Below are 15,739 nucleotides of genomic sequence, written 5' to 3' on the forward strand. Positions count from 1 at the left end.
AGTGTTATCTAAGTATCCGGTCGTTTGACATCGGCCTCAACCTCGTGATAAGGTCTAACCAATTTCAAACTAAAGAAATTAAACAGGATTTTGTTAGAATCTCAAACTATTGATTTGTCTAGGTTCTAACTCGATTCGGTCACGGTGTTCGCCGCTCCCGTCTCAAGCGCTTTACTAATATAGCGACCTGATAAACCTAAGTCAACACCTTGGGTGAATTTATTTTTTTGAGCTATTTCCCTTGTTCTGCAAGGCGTTCAGCTATTTTGAATCAATTTTCTACGGCGAGCGCTACATTTTTTCGTCTCCTTTTATACAAATTCTTCGGACGTCAGAATTGAGTTTTAGGAGCTGGTTAATGGCCAGTTCTATAGATGTGAACGGGTCTTACGGACTGGTAAAACTACTGATCAACTGATTTTGCGATAGGTACTAGGTTTTTTCCTCACTTCAGAGGAGAATGTGACGGACATATATATGATTCGAGGAAAGCGCGGTGAATTTTCAGTCTGTCATTGCTACGCTGCATGAGTTTTGGTCGGCGCAGGGATGTTTGATTGTTCAGCCCTATGACACTGAAAAGGGGGCAGGGACTAAAAGCCCTCACACGTTTTTGAGGGCTATTGGCCCAGAGCCTTGGTCTGTCGCTTATGTTGAGCCTTGTCGTCGCCCAGCTGATGGTCGCTACGGGGAAAATCCAAATCGTTATCAGCATTACTATCAGTACCAGGTACTGATCAAACCCTCTCCTGGCAACATTCAGGATCTGTATCTAGAATCCCTACGGGCATTGGGTATCAAACCGGAGGATCATGATATTCGATTTGTGGAGGATAATTGGGAAGATGCTGCGGTTGGTGCTTGGGGCGTTGGCTGGGAGGTTTGGTTAGATGGTATGGAGGTAACTCAGTTTACGTATTTCCAGCAGTGTGGTGGTCTGGATTGTAAACCGGTGTCCATTGAGATTACCTATGGTCTAGAGCGATTGACGATGTACCTGCAAGAGGTGGATGCGATCGCAAAAATCCAATGGAGCGATACCGTCACCTATGGCGATGTTCACATGCAAGGTGAAATTGAATGCTCCACCTATAACTTTGAAGCCTCAAGTCCAGAGCTATTGTTGAACCTGTTCAACCTATATCAGCAAGAAGCCGAGCAGCTGATGGAGCGAGAACTTGTACTGCCCGCTTATGACTTTGTCCTCAAGTGCTCCCATACTTTCAACTTATTAGATGCCCGTGGCGTCATCTCAGTCACCGAGCGCACCCGTTATATCCGTCAGGTCCGTTCACTTGCCCGTAAAGTTGCTCAGCTTTACTATGAACAACGCGAGAAACTCGGCTTTCCCCTATTAAATGATGACAATAGGGAAAATTCACAGGCAACAAGCCATAAAGAAAACGCCGTACCTGCCTAAAATAAGGGCAGATAACAAACGCGTTAGGAATATTTGATTATGGCGTCTAGCTTAAGAGCATATTTAGAACCGATTGCCGCCTGGTTTGCCCAGTTTGGCTTACCAGAATCCATTACCCACTGGGGTCATCCCGCCATGATGGCTATTGTTGTCTTTGCCATGGGCAGCAGTGCCGCCATTGCAGGCTGGAAAATTCGTACCGGTGCGCCAGACGCCACCATGGGTTCTATGCCTGTACGCAAATTCCATAAAAAAGTAGCTCTGTGGATGACTACATTTATTGGGATGGGTTATACCGGGGGGCTTCTATCCCTAGTTATGCAAGGCCAGCCTATTCTAGAAAGCCCACATTTCTGGACAGGGTCAGCGGTGCTTGGATTGCTCGGTCTCAACGGTGCCATTTCCATGAGTAAGTTTGGTGGCGGTCAAGATTCTCTCAGAAATGCCCATGCTTATATCGGTACAGCCGCTGTAGCCCTTATGGTCGTCCACGCCGCTTTAGGATTAAAGCTGGGGTTGTCCATCTAACCCACATCCAAAGACCTTACTCCTGCCAATAGCTGGGGAACGATAACCCAAGGCGCTGCTTCTAACGAGTTGAGGCAGCGCTTTTTACGTTGTCTCTTACTCAACTACCATGACACCCTGGGGATTCATTGTTATCTGCCTAAGCTACATTTTAGGTCTGCTCTCCACAGGTATCGCTGTTAGTCAATCCAACCAGCCTATTGCAGGCTACGGTCTTTTAATGCTTAGTTTAGTCCTAAGCATTTGGCTACCAAAACAATGGCGATTAGGCCCCACAGGGCGTCAGTGGCTATTTGCCGGAATCATCGGTCTGATCGGAGCCATTTACTGCCTATGGCGCATTCCACAACCTGAAATTGACGATATCAGCCGCTATGCCCCTGGCACCTATAGCGTCTATGGAGAAGTCACATCACTCCCCCAGCTCAACCGTAACGGTAAACACAAGTTTTGGCTCAAACCCCATGGAGTCCAAAACCGTTCTGAGCAGGCAGACTATATTAGTCGACAGCCTGCTAGCGGCAAACTATATGTCACGGCTCTACCTGAGCGCAGCGCCAATCTATATCCAGGTCAAGCCATTAAAGCAACCGGTCGGCTATATGCACCCAGTTCCACAGAAGAGTTTGATTTCAAAGCCTATTTAGCCAGACAGGGTAGTTTTGCTGGACTGAGTGCTAACTATATTGATGACTTAGCCAACCCAGAACAGTCTCAACATGGGCTCTGGCAGGTACGGCGGCGGATTGCTAATGCTCAAGCTCGCTGGCTTGGTGACACTAAAGGTCATTTAGTCAGTGCCATGGTGTTGGGCCGTAGGGCTGTTGATTTACCCTACGATATTCGAGATGCGTTTATCACAGCAGGTTTAGCTCATACTCTGGCAGCCTCTGGCTTTCATGTGGCACTAGTCCTGGGGATGGTATTGACGTTATTAAAAAGATACTCGAACCGCACTCAAGCAATCGGCGGTAGCATTGCTCTGTTTATTTATGTAGGCCTGACCGGCTTACAGGCCAGCGTAATGCGCGCGGCCATTATGGGTCTTGGGGCCATGCTGGGGTTAGCGTTAGAACGCAAGGTCAAACCTTTGGCTTGTTTAGGGGTAGCTGTTTTTTTATTATTGGTTTGGAACCCTCGCTGGATATGGGATATCGGCTTTCAGCTAAGTGTGATGGCTACCCTTGGTTTAATAGTCATGGCTACTGCCCTAGCCAAACGTTTGGATTGGTTGCCCAGCGCGATCTCAACTCTCCTAGCGGTTCCCATCGCAGCTTATATTTGGACGTTACCGCTACAGCTCTATCACTTTGGCACTGTTCCGTCCTACAGCATTGTTTTAAATATTTTTGCTACGCCACTGGTCACAGTCATTAGCTTAGGTGGATTTATCAGTGCAATGGTTAGTTTGATTTGGCCTTTAGTGGGGGGTGCGATCGCATGGCTCTTGGCTATACCATTACAGCTTTTAATTACCTTAGTGACGTTCTTTAACCAATTGCCAGGAAACCAAGTCACTATCGGAAATATATCTGTTTGGCTCGTAGTATTAGCCTATGGCCTCTACGGTAGCATTACCGTTTGGCTAGCTCGTCGAAATCAGGAAGTCTAGGTCTGGAATGTTCGCCTCGGTGTAGAATAAACAAGCTCAAAATATGGGCGAACCTAATTGAATAGGTCCCTGGAGAGGTGGCAGAGTGGTTGAATGCGGTAGACTCGAAATCTATTATGGGCTTAGGTTCATCGGGGGTTCGAATCCCCCCCTCTCCGTTTAGAAACAAGCGTTACAGCAATACTTACAGTGGTCAAGCTGCTTTGCAGAGAAAGCAGTTTTAGACAGCAAAATTGCCATATTCGACGTCAAAATTAGTCCAAAATTAGTCCAAGGCTAGTCCTCGAATGGTGTAGATTTAGATATCCTCAGAGCTGAGCCACACACTCGGGAAAACTCCCATAAGTCTTGTATATCAAGGCTTACAAGTAGCTTCCAGCTCTATGGAATCAAAATGTACGTAAAGCCAAACTACAGACACTTCGGGGAGGTGGACAGTTTGAACTTTGAGAAAGTTGATGCAGCTATTGAGAAGGCAAATCTTGTACTGAGGAAAGTCAAGATCTGGCGACGAGGTGAAAAGCTATCACTTAGAGGCTCACTCCCCAAAAAGAAAGGGGAAGGCTCTGGTAATAAACAGCGATGGCTTCAGCTCGGCATCGTTGCTAATCCTGAAGGGGTAAAAGTTGCTTTGGCACGAGCACAAAAAGCTGAGTCAGATTTGATGCTCAAACAATGGAACTGGGCCGACTGGGAAGATGATGGAACTGTCATTAGTAACTCAGCTGCCGTTGCTGGTCGTCGATTCGGTGAGGAAAAACAGGGCACCATCAAGCCTCAGTCCTATGATGCTAACTATCGTGAACCTCTAGCTGCGCTACCCAATAAGCCACTTACTGAGGAGTTAATCAGATCATTGGTTCTATCGCGTCATCCAGCAGACAGTTGGGGGCGCAAAAACGATTGCATGGTTTATCAAGCGTTGGGTAAACACAGTGGCTTGAAAGTAGACTTAAGCGATCTGAGGGGACGATACAAGCCAAAACCTGTCAGAAGTGCTAACGTGCCATCTGACAAGGAAATAGAACAAATCTGGGAGTCTTTGAAGTCTCCTGGTTGGCGTTGGGTCTATGGAATGCTTGCCACCTATGGCCTTAGGCCCCATGAAGTGTTCCGCATTGTTGACCATAAAGGCATTGGTTCCAAGACAGGAAAAATCTCTATCATGGATGACTCCAAGACAGGGGGTAGGGATGTTTGGCCACTGCCGGATCAATGGCGTCACCAATTTGAGCTAAAAAATGTTGTCTTACCTAAAATCAGAATCGAAGGCCGTAATAATCAGGAGCTAGGTGAACGCATTAGCCAGAATCTATGCCAACAAAAGGTTAAAAAGATTCCGCATACACCATATGCTTTGCGTCACGCCTGGGCAATTCGTTCAGCAATCATGGGAATTCCTGATAGTATTGCAGCCCGCTGGATGGGACACAGTATCGCTGTCCATTCAGAGACCTACCATGCAGCAATCGATCAACTCCAGCATGAGAGTATCTGGGCTAGAGCTAATCAATTGGGTAATTCAATATAGGGACGCAGTTCTGGAGGTTGAAAGATAATCTTTTCAAACTCTAGTGGGTTAATCTGCCAGTGGGCACCATTTTTTCGATAATGAGTACCCCAGGAGAGATCATATTTGATTTTATGAATACGGGCATATTCAGCTTTATCAATCTCACTGTTGACCCTAGTGCGACTGGTGCAGAGGAGATTAGCAGCTTGCTGAGGAGAAACCCAGGGAGAAGTTGGCAACCCTAGAGACTGCTGGTTTTGAATTAAGCGTTGAACTTGTTGCTTCAGAGCTTCAACTTCGGCTTTTAGGTTATAACTCATTGACTCATCTACTGCATTAATAGGCAGCACAGGTATCTGGCCTTCAATATGGAAATTCTAGCCACGAAAGAAGTCGGGCGTCTTTGTCAGAGATAAGGAAGTAATTATCTCTGACCTTGAAATCCTAAATTAGTTCTCTATTCTGTAGCTCTAAGTGGCCTTGCCTAAATTTTAGGCATTGAATGTGTCACATATATGCGACACAATAGGAATTAGGGGGGTAGGTGAGTCAAAATCAGTGGCGAATTCAAAAGTACGTTACCGAAAGCAGTGTCTGTCCATTTGATGAATGGTTTTCTAAGCTCGATAGTCAGGCTCAGGTACGTGTTGATGTCCGCTTGGATAGAGTGAGCTTAGGTAACTTTGGTGATCACAAGTCAGTAGGTGAGGGGGTATATGAATTAAGGCTTTTCTTTGGCCCAGGCTATCGGATTTACTATGGGCTTGCCGGAAAGCACGTTGTGCTGCTCCTTACAGGTGGAGCCAAGGGAAAACAGACAAAGGATATTAGAACAGCGCAAATGCTTTGGAAGGACTATAAGCTTGAGCAAGCAGGAGATTAAAAGATGCCAGTTAAAGATTATCGAGAAGATCAATTAGAAAGACTATCTGACCCTGAGTATTCTGCTCAGTACCTAAAGATAGCTTTGGACGAAACGATTAAAGATGGAAATATGGAGGCGTTTTTATTAGCCCTTAAAAACGTCGTTGATGCCACAGGTGCAGTTAAAGCTGTTGCTACTGATGCAGATATCTCTCGTCAGCATCTTCATCGCCTATTAAGTGGTAGCGGTAATCCTACCCTTGAAACTACAGTTTCTATTCTTAATGCTGTGGGACTTACCATTGATATTAAGCCACTTGCGAATCAAGTATAATTCGCTAAGAGCTTTGGATAGTTTATCTATTACTTTGCTGTCCTAAATTTTCACCTGTGTCTCATTGAATTTCACGGTCAATCTGCCAGTAAGAGGTTTCAAGCTGAAATCTAATTTGGACTGATCGAATGTGTGATTTTAGGTCAACTAAAAAGCTTTTATAAGTCTCTGACTCAATGAATATTTGAGGGGAAATTCCAGAGCTTTTAATTTCACAAATTGATTAAATGATACGTTACAGAGCATAAGTATCTTATCCAGAAAAGATAGGGTAGATATCTCTGAGATTTGAATTTCTTCTAGAGTTTTTTCTGTTCTTGAAGTTTTTGCAAATTAGCTTGAATAAGCTTAGTTGACGAATGTTCATGCCCCAAGAGCTGTTGCGATAGTGCCAGAGCCTCTTGAAAAAGAGGCTTAGCATCGCTATACCGATCTTGCTTTTTATAGACTCCTGCTAAATTATTAAGACTGGTTGCTACATCAGGATGAGAATCACCTAACACCTGTTTACGCAGTGTCAAAGCATCTCGATAGAGCGGTTCAGCATCACTATATTTACTTTGATTGTAGTAAAGTGTTGCTAAATTGTTAAGGCTGGTTGCTACATCAGGATGAGAATCACCTAACACCTGTTTACGCAGTGTCAAAACCTCTTGATAGAGTGATTCTGCTTCGCTATAACGACCTTGAGCTTTGCAGAGTAATGCTAAATTGTTAAGGTAGGTTGCTACATTGGGATGTGCATCACCCAACACCTGTTTACATAGTCCTAGAGCCTCTTGATAGAGTGATTCTGCTTCGCTATAACGACCTTGTTTATGGTAGAGCATTGCCAAATTATTAAGACTAGTCACCACATCAGGATGTGCATCACCTAACACCTGCTTATTTAGTATTAAAACCTCTTGATAGAGTAATTCTGCTTCGCTATAACGACCTTGGCTTTCATAGAGCATTGCCAAATTATCAAGACTAGTCACCACATCAGGATGTGCATCACCTAACACCTGCTTATTTAGTATTAAAGCCTCTTGATAGAGTGATTCTGCTTCGCTATAACGACCTTGGCTGTGATAGAGCACTGCCAAATTATTAAGGGTACCTGCTACATCAGGATGTGCATCACCTAACACCTGTTTACGTAGCATCAAAACCTCTTGATAGAGTGATTCTGCTTCGCTATAACGATCTTGTCTTTCATAGACTGCTGCCAAATTGTTGAGACTAGTTATTACATCAGGATGTGTGGCATCTAACACCTGTTTACTTAGCATCAGAGATTCTTGCAAGAATGATTCTGCTTTGCTGTAACGACCTTGAGTGAGGTGGAGTGTTGCCAAATTATTAAGGGTATGCGCTACATCGGGATGTGCATCACCTAATACCTGTTTACGTAGCATCAAAACCTCTTGATAGAGTGATTCTGCTTCGCTATAACGACCTTGCTTTTTATAGACTGCTGCCAAATTATTAAGGGTAATTGCTACATTGGGATGCGCGTCACCCAAAAACCGTTTACGTAGTGTTAGGGCCTCTTGAAAAAGTGGTTCGGCTTTACCATAACAACCTTGAGCGAGGTAGAGTGTTGCTAGATTACTGAGGCTATTTGCCACACTGGGATGCAAGTCGCCTAATAAATGCTTCTGCATCGATAAAACCTCTTGATAGAATAGCTTGGCCTTATCGTAACAACCTTGATTATGATAAAGTGACGCTAAATTATTGAGAACACCCGCCACATCGGGATGTATGTCACCTAATAACTGTTTATACAATGCTAAAGATTCTTGATAGAGTGACTCAGCCTCACTATAACGACCTTGAGCGTAGTACAGCGAGGCCAGACTGTTGAAGCTATTTGCTACATTGGGATGTGCGTCACCTAACAACTGTTTACGTAATCTTAAAGCCTCTTGGTAGAATGATTCTGCTTCGCTATAGTAACCTTGATCTTTGTAGAGTGATGCCAGACTGTTAAGACTATTCGCTATATCGGGATGCGCCTCATCTAATAACTGTTGGCGCATCGTTAACACTTCTTGATGCAGCGGTGCTGACTCATTGTAGCGACCTTGATTGTGATAAAGCACCGCCAGATTATAAAGGCTAGTAGCTACAGTGGGATGCAAGTCACCGAACAACTGCTTATGTAACACTAAGGACTCTTGATAAAGTGGCTCTGCCTCGCCATAGCGACCTTGAGAATTAAGATAGTTGCTGATTCCACTAAGTATCTGTCCTAATGTTTCAGATTTTATCGCTATTTGCTCAGCTTGCTCAATTGTTCTAAAGCAATGAGGTAGCAGCTTTGCACACATATCCCAATGCATGAATCCATTTCCAGGATAAGCAGCAATTAACGCTTCCATAGCTGATTCTATCCATTGCACTTTTGTGGCTCTATCTATGCCATCACGCACCACAGCTTGAACCATGCGATGTAAGCTGTAGCAACGGCGAGGAATTTCCCATCGGACAAGCGAGTATCTACTCAAAGGATCAATTAAATCCTCAACCGCCATTAGAGCCTCTTCGTCATCTTCAGCTTGTAAATATTCCCTCAGAGTCTGTCCTAAATGAGAGGCACCTTTAATCAGAATGTCGTATGGAATATCATCTGGAGCAAGAAAAGCACTGAATTTGAGTAACTCAGTAGAGGCTGGGTTTTCTGCTTCTACAGCTTCAAAGTTAATTGCCCATGTTCTAAGAACAGAAGATTTATCGTATCGGCCAGTCTCAGGTTTATATTTCTCCAGTAGAGCGACCCCCTGTTTACGATAATGCTTTAGATACCATTGAACCGTTTTTTCTCTGTGATAGATATAAGCACCAGCTTGTTCTAACGCTAGTGGTAAACCTCCTAACTCATGAGTGAGTTCAGAAGCGGCTTCTCGCTCTGTATCTATCTCCTCACAGTCTGTTCGATTAATCAGAAATTCTATGCCTTCTTCTGTAGACATAACATCCAAAGCAATAGGCTTCTTGATACCAATCTGCACAAAAGATTTAGCTCGTGAGGTAACAAGTATCTTACCTTTTGGATTACTGGGTATTATCGGTGGTAGCAGACTAGGAGTATCAACATTATCGAATATCAAAAGCCAATTATTGTTATGAGCTAACCATGCCCGGACAGCTGGAATTTTCTCCTCTTGGGTTCCTTGGGCTATTGGTAATACTAATTGATTGGCCAGATTCGCAAAATCAGTAGTTAGATTGCTTTGTGTATCTGCATTAACCCAAAACACGTAACTGTAGTGTTGTTTATAACGATAGGCATATTCCACAGCAGTTTGGGTTTTACCAATTCCGCCCAACCCACTAATTGCTTGTACTTGGGTGATCGCAGTAACTGTTTCTTGATTGAGCTGCTTGTGCAGCTGTTCAAGCAGGGATTTTCGCCCTGTGAAAAACGAATTCTGCTGATATGGGATATCAAAGAAAATGTTCTTATATTGAGAAGCATGCGCGTTTTTCTCAACTAATTCCTCATTCTGTTTTATCTCTTGAGAGGGTCGCTTTTCAGTTTCCTGCTTACTTTTGTTTGCTCTTTTATAACATTTATCAAATTCTTCTAAGCATGGAGCAACAAGATCAGTACCTGGAAGATTTTCAAGTCTAAATCTTGTTAGCTTAGGGCCAGATTTCTTGATTTTTTTACTGTCAAGGATAACAGCTAAACCAATGTCTTTAAGTCTAAGTAATGCAGGACTAAATCGCTTGGAAAGTCTTTCCAGTTTACCGTATTTTTTGCCTTCCTCACCCTGGAAATAGGCTGCACTATAGCCTCTTGACTTCATTCCCGTAGCAATAAAATTAGCTAGCTTACCCCACCCAGTAACCTCAACCTCTAGTGAGGTATAAGCATCATTCCACTCATATCTCTCAAATGCTTCAGGTAGCTGATCAAGTTCAGCGACAAAAATAACTGTCTCGAAAAGTAATCGAGCTACATTATCATCAACATTTCCCAAACTGCTCTTATCCTGCATTATGGGCCTGTGAGTAGAAGGCAACTCTATTGTACAAGGTTCGTCAAATGGGAGCACATCATTACTCTTGAAGCGCATAACCAAGGAAATGCGTTGAACTGTAGAGAGGCAAAATGACAGGCGGGGCAACCCCACAAAACGAAAATATAGGAATTCACCCGAGCGCTGGAGCAGATATCCTTCCAACCGTAGAAGGCTCCGGCTTAGATGTCGGTTCAGCATTTCAAGCAACGGGTCAAACCGTAACCAGTGAGCCTAGTAATCATCAGCAAATCCAACTTTCGCCAGGCTATGAAAAGATGGGGGAATATCTAATCAAAATATCTGGGCATATTCTCAGTAACTTAGATGATGTCCATGCATCAATGGGTGATGAATTTACTAAAAATGACGCAATTTGGGATGACAAGTCGAATTTAAGAGAAGCTTGTATCGATATGGCGGCAGCAGGGGCATGGATCAGCATTAACAGTCCTGAACTTGAAAGTGACTTTGGAGAAGCAGGTCCTGCTTTTGTTAAAGGCGCTATAGAAAATAGTTCACTTCTTGCTAAGGAAATAGACTGGCTTGAGATGGGTCGTGTAATTGAAGATATAGCTAACAAATACGGAGATCAGTTCCAGCAGGCAGGTCAAAGCTTTTCCGATTCAAACCTGCAAGGTGATCCAATGCATATCAGTAACGTTGCTCAGATCATGTCTGGTGTCATGCAAGGAGAGATGCCAAATGGAAAACTATTCCCCGATGACATTGCACTTAAGGTCAATCCTTTATAGTCAAATATTTTTTTCAGAATTGTCAGCATTACGAAGCCATTGGCTTATCTGAATGGTCAGCTTTTTTCGAATGGTCAGGTAAAAACTTACAGCTTTAGTTAGTAATGGTAAATCCCTGATCCTGACTGGATATTTAGCCACGGAATAAGCGGAATCGTCAGTATTCATATCCCCCTTTTTCTGTACAGCTGACCTTTGTAAAACATGACTAAGACCTCAGTGAGACCTGATTAAACCTCCCTGAGTATCAGTTGCTTATTTACTAAAACCAATGATTTCAATACACCATCAGCCTGCCCAGAGGCAGGCACAGACCCGTAGTGCTCTAAACGGACCACTCTATTACCAAATTCGCCTAGACCGTGTAAAGCGACTTCTAAAGCTCCTGAAGAGCTTCGGCTATATTTCCCATGACCCGAAACTTGCTGGCATTGTCACAAGGATACTCCTGGGTGAGGATTCCGCTGAGTTTCAAGCCCTGATAACTGCTCAGGGTAAGGACTTTGAATTTTGGACAATGTTTGCTTGTAGCCCAGAGCAGGTCGAACGGTGGAAACGGGGGTACTCCGTAAGTCAACAAGTACACCTTGCCTGCTGTAAAGCGGTTGAGAAAATAACTGGTGCTCCCTTTCCTATAGAGGAGGTTTCAGCTATTGACCCAGTGCCACACTTTCCAGCAATTAAAGCGGCGGTGGATCATCTAATCGAAGCCACCAGAATCTCATTGCTCAATGGTCAAACTGTAAACCACTTGGGGTGAACACAATGGATGCATTACATAATGGCTATGTCATAGGAGTGCCTGTTAAAGCCAACGTCAAGGACATAAGGCTATTAGAGGTGGATGCCCCCGATCCTTTTAGAGAGTTTCAGATGATGACGCTCTTTCGTGGTGAGCTTCTTCCTATTGGCTACATCATTACCTACGGCTCAGAGTACTCAATCCTATTTGACCCTCGCCCATTTATCTGGCATAGCTCTGACGTTTTGATTGGGCGAAAACTTGTACGTCTTATTAAATTTCAAGGCGGTTCTGTTAACGAGCAGATTACAAGGCTCCTTGACGACTGTTTAGCCCCTGAGCAACTTGCAAGTTAATCCTGGAGATGACTAATGGAATTTATCTCTAACGCAATCAGACTCATTAAGGCTGCTCTGCTAATTACCATCCTAATTTGGTGGAGCAAATACTGTTTTGCTTTGGGTGTTCAGGAAAATCCTTCTCTTTGTCATGGTTTTATCCTGACTGCCCTTTAATCCCTAAGGCTGGGTGAGAAAAAAATCTCTTACCTTAGCCTCCCCAATCAGCTCTTTCCAAAACTCAATACCCATTAACCAGAGGGAATCTCATGATTCGAAAGTTCCTCCTATTTTCGCTTGGTTTCTTTTTCACCATTCTAGCAGGATGCACTGAGCTTCAGCAGGCTCTAGATAGTGCAACCATTCAGCAGCCTCCAGTTCAGTACTACTTAGCGGCAGAAATCGATACCGAAGCCCATAGAGCCATCACAGAACAAGCTATCTATCAGCTTGAAGAAATTGGTAATCCTAATGACCTAGTTCGCGTTGACTATTTTGTTGAGCAGGGCGTTCAAATCATCTACTCAAGTGGTGCTGATAAGCACAGCCTTTGGGGACTAATCGAAGGGATGCCAACTCTTCCTAACGATGATGATGCGATTCGCTCTGCAATGTTTGCAGCAGGTGACCTTGCTCGTCAGAACCCAGACATCTCAATTTACGCCATTATCGTCACCGATGGTAGTTCTAATGAAGAGCTTATTACTTCTTTAGCATCTGTTTCCAAAGGCTTAAGTAGTGTACAAAATCTTCACCTGGCAGTAGTTGGCATCTCGCCTGAGCATCGAGCCGAATTTTCTAAAAGCTTTAGTCCCATCAGTGGCCGTGTTCAGTTCGCTGGAACTGACGAAGAAATCGCAAGTCTCTTTCGCACTCTTGGAGAATAATCATCATGGAAACTATCTTTCGACTAAAACTTATCTTGCATATCTGCGGTGAACTACACCGCTCCTTAATGGGTGAGCGTAATGTGGGAGCATTACTGCAGAACATGGACAATGCGTCGTATCTTGAGTGGATTAACACCAATTTCCCAGACCTATTTTTTCAGCTTTCACTTGAAGTTCTCCCTGCAGCGAGGATATTTGAATCAGAAAAAGAAACGCTTAAAGCCTTGGAGCAAGAGCTAGATAAACAGTTAACTGAGCACCAGGAAGCATCTGGCACCATCAAGGCTAAAAATTTCTGGCTTGAAAAGGAGATGGCAGGGCTGATTCCAGCACTTATCTTTGGAGCTGGTAAAACAACTTATCGGTTGTTTGAAGAAGGGCAGCGGCGCTTTCTTCTTCAACATGGAAACAAGGAGCAGCGATATTTGCTTTATATCGTTTCAGCAGGGCTTGGTGTTCTTAACTTTGTAGCTCTGTGTGAACTGCTTGGCATCAGGTTTGACCGTTTGACCTTTGAGATGCTTATCTTTGTGCCCTTTGGCCTCTGTTTTAGTGCTGCTGCAATGCTCGCTGTAAATCTTGGCCTAAGTGAATTTATCAAGGCAACTCGAAACTATACAGTCCGTGGGGATACTTCCTTACACGATAATCTGTTTCCTCATGGTTGGAAGGACAAGGCGATATGGTTATCGGTACTTATTCTTTGTGCTGATGGGCTATTCAGTAGTGTTGGTTTGATGCTAGCGCTTCCGCCTGGTGTACGGGATGAGTTGTTCTGGCAAGTGTCAATCGTTGCGGTAAGTTGTTTTGCTTCTCTTGTCAATATTGTTTTAACGTGGGGGGTAACATTGCATCGAGTGCTTATCAGCCTCCGATTTAAGCACGAGGGAGCAACACAGCACCATGAGATTGAACAGCTTGAGGCTCAAATTCAATCTGTTATGGTCTCCAAGGCAAAGCTTAAAAAGATAAGGCTTGCTATTAAGCGTCAGCGGCAAACCCTTATTCGTGCCGAGCGAGCAGCCCTAACTAGCTATAGACGCTGGTTCAAAGCGCTTCAAGCCTGTCAAAGTGAACAAAGAATCATAGAGCATCAGCAACGTTTTTTTAATGGTTCAGCCCATGCTGTAAAGCCTGATATGCCTGCATTGAATGGGAAATCTCAGAGACTAACATTACCGCCACTGGGAAATACTGATTCAAATACCTTATAGCATCCCATTGATGCAAGTAAGGCACACCCAAATCACCACGGTGAGGAGGGACAACATTTAACCACAAAAAATGGGGCCTAAGTGCAAAGCACCTAGACCCCATTTATTTAAAAGCATAAAGTATGAATAAAACAAACTCAAAATCAAAGCAAGAGATAGAAAAGGAACTTGCTAACTTTAGCGGTACAACTCAGTACTACCGACATTCAGCTGAACTGTTCCCCCTATTCTTTTTAACCGATGGGGCCTACTATGCAGCTGAAAGCTGCGGGGCGTATTGGTTGATGGATTATATCGCTAGCCATCAGACGAACCCCGTCATTCGAGATCACCCAAAGCTTCAGCAACTTCAATTCTGGGAGCTGAAAGTCAAGGGCTCAAAGGGCATTGTTATCTGTGAGTGGGATTCTGGCTTTGAGGTCTTTAGAGAAGAAATTCAGTTCACAGATTTTCCGCTTGATTCAATCCGTATCTGGGTCGCCCCTTTTTATCTGGGCTATGCAGGATACAGCGATATTCAGGGCAAAGAATGGGGCTGGGTCGCTTATTTGCCCTCTGAGCACTAGGTGGCGCACGAAAGGAGTGCGCGAGTTGCTAACAGTATTGATAACCCGTGCTCTTTAGGGGCACTTCCTGTTATCAACAATGTGACCAACTCACGCGCAGTATTGTTTTTGGAGAATTCCAAATCGATGTGGGGTAAATCAAAAGCAGTTGCAAACTAAAGGTCGGCTGCGCCTCCCTATAGAATGCAAAGCTTAAGATTCGCCCACGCTGTAGGTTTTTTATTTTTTTGTCGTTGATGCTGGCTATTTTTTTAGCTCTGCTATTGACAGCATCGTTTCTTATTTTTAGTTTTTTAACTAAGGACTAAAGGTTCACACCCAACGCACCTTAAGCGGTGCCTGCCTCAATCCCTTACTCCATAAAGCGTTTACCCTGCCGACAAAGCGATCCCTTTCATGGGTAAAAAACGCCGAGAAGTATTGTTGTCTCTTACATCGAGCTGTCGACATGATTCCTACCAAGATTACCTTCAGGCTCCAGCCTGAAGAAGCAAAGCGTCTTTACTATCAAGCACGCGATGAACGATTAAGTCCTCATCAAAAGGCACGGGATATGGTGATTGACCATATGACCCTGGCCACTATGGAAGGCCACTTACAGGAGATGGCTCAAGAGGTTGAAGACTTAACAGCTAGGCTCTCTGGGATTGAAAGGCAGCTAAAACTCCAGCAGGAGGGACTTATAGATGCCCTCACTGTGATTATCGCTAATGTCACAAGTGTTGAAACTCAGGAAGCTCGGCAATGGGTAGAAGGTGGCTTTAACAACTCTGACTAAACTCAAAAAAGAGACGTAGAAGAGATTGACGTGAGACTTGGGTAGACCTTTAGGAAGACAGGATACAGACAGGGTAGGGATAAACCTTAAATCCCTTATTCATCAAAGGATAGGGCGAAATTTAGCATAGTACTTGATACAAGCCTAAACTCAAAGTGAGACAGTAACGCGA

Annotated in this window: 15 protein-coding genes and 1 tRNA gene; 14 read left to right on the plus strand and 2 right to left on the minus strand. The window is 44.0% G+C overall.

Annotated features, from left to right (window positions below):
* The first annotated feature begins 496 nt into the window (after positions 1–496).
* The 5 genes from glyQ (at position 497) to QGP82_RS21485 (ending at position 5,091) form a co-directional block, all read left to right on the plus strand.
* Positions 497–1,420 (plus strand): glycine--tRNA ligase subunit alpha, encoded by a 924-nt coding sequence (glyQ, locus tag QGP82_RS21465; RefSeq protein WP_006518790.1) that lies wholly within the window; start codon positions 497–499, stop codon positions 1,418–1,420.
* A 39-nt stretch (positions 1,421–1,459) separates the two neighbouring features.
* Positions 1,460–1,948: a DUF4079 domain-containing protein gene (locus QGP82_RS21470; RefSeq protein WP_163665878.1), complete on the plus strand. Its 489-nt coding sequence runs from the start codon at positions 1,460–1,462 to the stop codon at positions 1,946–1,948.
* Between the two features lie 109 nt (positions 1,949–2,057).
* Positions 2,058–3,560 carry a ComEC/Rec2 family competence protein gene (locus QGP82_RS21475; protein ID WP_499060952.1) on the plus strand — a complete coding sequence of 501 codons (1,503 nt, stop codon included), beginning with the start codon at positions 2,058–2,060 and terminating at the stop codon, positions 3,558–3,560.
* A gap of 71 nt (positions 3,561–3,631) precedes the next feature.
* A tRNA-Ser gene (locus QGP82_RS21480) sits at positions 3,632–3,718 on the plus strand.
* A gap of 281 nt (positions 3,719–3,999) precedes the next feature.
* Positions 4,000–5,091: a site-specific integrase gene (locus tag QGP82_RS21485; RefSeq protein ID WP_499060953.1), complete on the plus strand. Its 1,092-nt coding sequence runs from the start codon at positions 4,000–4,002 to the stop codon at positions 5,089–5,091.
* On the opposite strand, the gene QGP82_RS21490 is transcribed toward QGP82_RS21485, so the two are convergent.
* The gene (locus tag QGP82_RS21490; protein ID WP_499060954.1) at positions 5,070–5,393 is read right to left on the minus strand and encodes a hypothetical protein; all 324 of its coding nucleotides are present in this window, start codon (positions 5,391–5,393) and stop codon (positions 5,070–5,072) included. The two genes, QGP82_RS21485 and QGP82_RS21490, sit on opposite strands and share 22 nt — an antisense overlap.
* Positions 5,394–5,617: 224 nt before the next feature.
* Here QGP82_RS21490 and QGP82_RS21495 point away from each other — a divergent pair, with 224 nt between their 5' ends.
* Positions 5,618–5,956 (plus strand): type II toxin-antitoxin system RelE/ParE family toxin, encoded by a 339-nt coding sequence (locus QGP82_RS21495; RefSeq protein ID WP_499060955.1) that lies wholly within the window; start codon positions 5,618–5,620, stop codon positions 5,954–5,956.
* Between the two features lie 3 nt (positions 5,957–5,959).
* Positions 5,960–6,271, plus strand: coding sequence for a helix-turn-helix domain-containing transcriptional regulator (locus QGP82_RS21500; protein ID WP_499060956.1), 312 nt, complete (start codon positions 5,960–5,962; stop codon positions 6,269–6,271).
* A 299-nt stretch (positions 6,272–6,570) separates the two neighbouring features.
* Here the strand turns inward: QGP82_RS21500 and QGP82_RS21505 are convergent, their stop codons facing one another.
* Positions 6,571–10,341 carry a tetratricopeptide repeat protein gene (locus QGP82_RS21505; protein WP_499060957.1) on the minus strand — a complete coding sequence of 1,257 codons (3,771 nt, stop codon included), beginning with the start codon at positions 10,339–10,341 and terminating at the stop codon, positions 6,571–6,573.
* A 35-nt stretch (positions 10,342–10,376) separates the two neighbouring features.
* On the opposite strand from QGP82_RS21505, the gene QGP82_RS21510 reads away from it, so the two are divergent.
* The 7 genes from QGP82_RS21510 to QGP82_RS21540 all read left to right on the plus strand — a co-directional run bounded on the left by QGP82_RS21510 (position 10,377) and on the right by QGP82_RS21540 (position 15,567).
* Positions 10,377–11,039, plus strand: coding sequence for a hypothetical protein (locus tag QGP82_RS21510; protein WP_499060958.1), 663 nt, complete (start codon positions 10,377–10,379; stop codon positions 11,037–11,039).
* A 271-nt stretch (positions 11,040–11,310) separates the two neighbouring features.
* Positions 11,311–11,799, plus strand: a complete 489-nt coding sequence (locus tag QGP82_RS21515; protein ID WP_499060959.1) for a hypothetical protein — start codon at positions 11,311–11,313, stop codon at positions 11,797–11,799.
* Positions 11,800–11,804: 5 nt separating this feature from the next.
* Positions 11,805–12,137 (plus strand): hypothetical protein, encoded by a 333-nt coding sequence (locus QGP82_RS21520; RefSeq protein WP_499060960.1) that lies wholly within the window; start codon positions 11,805–11,807, stop codon positions 12,135–12,137.
* Between the two features lie 251 nt (positions 12,138–12,388).
* Positions 12,389–13,006 (plus strand): hypothetical protein, encoded by a 618-nt coding sequence (locus tag QGP82_RS21525; protein WP_499060961.1) that lies wholly within the window; start codon positions 12,389–12,391, stop codon positions 13,004–13,006.
* 5 nt (positions 13,007–13,011) lie between these two features.
* Entirely contained in the window at positions 13,012–14,223 is a 1,212-nt protein-coding gene (locus QGP82_RS21530; RefSeq protein ID WP_499060962.1) for a hypothetical protein, read from the plus strand.
* Positions 14,224–14,345: 122 nt separating this feature from the next.
* On the plus strand, positions 14,346–14,789 hold the full coding sequence (locus tag QGP82_RS21535) for a DUF6876 family protein (protein ID WP_499060963.1): 444 nt from the start codon (positions 14,346–14,348) through the stop codon (positions 14,787–14,789).
* A gap of 448 nt (positions 14,790–15,237) precedes the next feature.
* On the plus strand, positions 15,238–15,567 hold the full coding sequence (locus QGP82_RS21540) for a hypothetical protein (protein ID WP_499060964.1): 330 nt from the start codon (positions 15,238–15,240) through the stop codon (positions 15,565–15,567).
* The last annotated feature ends 172 nt before the right edge of the window (positions 15,568–15,739 follow it).

The organism is Leptothoe sp. LEGE 181152, assembly GCF_032906605.1.
GTDB classification, from domain to species: domain Bacteria; phylum Cyanobacteriota; class Cyanobacteriia; order Phormidesmidales; family Phormidesmidaceae; genus Leptothoe; species Leptothoe turfae.

What these genes read in the sequence shown, in the direction of transcription:
- QGP82_RS21540 (WP_499060964.1), top strand. Translation starts at nt 15,238, where the DNA reads ATGATTCCTACCAAGATTACCTTCAGGCTCCAGCCTGAAGAAGCAAAG.
- QGP82_RS21510 (WP_499060958.1), top strand. Translation starts at nt 10,377, where the DNA reads ATGACAGGCGGGGCAACCCCACAAAACGAAAATATAGGAATTCACCCG.
- QGP82_RS21530 (WP_499060962.1), top strand. Translation starts at nt 13,012, where the DNA reads ATGGAAACTATCTTTCGACTAAAACTTATCTTGCATATCTGCGGTGAA.
- QGP82_RS21515 (WP_499060959.1), top strand. Translation starts at nt 11,311, where the DNA reads ATGATTTCAATACACCATCAGCCTGCCCAGAGGCAGGCACAGACCCGT.
- QGP82_RS21525 (WP_499060961.1), top strand. Translation starts at nt 12,389, where the DNA reads ATGATTCGAAAGTTCCTCCTATTTTCGCTTGGTTTCTTTTTCACCATT.
- QGP82_RS21470 (WP_163665878.1), top strand. Translation starts at nt 1,460, where the DNA reads ATGGCGTCTAGCTTAAGAGCATATTTAGAACCGATTGCCGCCTGGTTT.
- QGP82_RS21520 (WP_499060960.1), top strand. Translation starts at nt 11,805, where the DNA reads ATGGATGCATTACATAATGGCTATGTCATAGGAGTGCCTGTTAAAGCC.
- QGP82_RS21500 (WP_499060956.1), top strand. Translation starts at nt 5,960, where the DNA reads ATGCCAGTTAAAGATTATCGAGAAGATCAATTAGAAAGACTATCTGAC.
- QGP82_RS21505 (WP_499060957.1), bottom strand. Translation starts at nt 10,341, where the DNA reads ATGCGCTTCAAGAGTAATGATGTGCTCCCATTTGACGAACCTTGTACA.
- QGP82_RS21475 (WP_499060952.1), top strand. Translation starts at nt 2,058, where the DNA reads ATGACACCCTGGGGATTCATTGTTATCTGCCTAAGCTACATTTTAGGT.
- QGP82_RS21535 (WP_499060963.1), top strand. Translation starts at nt 14,346, where the DNA reads ATGAATAAAACAAACTCAAAATCAAAGCAAGAGATAGAAAAGGAACTT.
- QGP82_RS21490 (WP_499060954.1), bottom strand. Translation starts at nt 5,393, where the DNA reads ATGAGTTATAACCTAAAAGCCGAAGTTGAAGCTCTGAAGCAACAAGTT.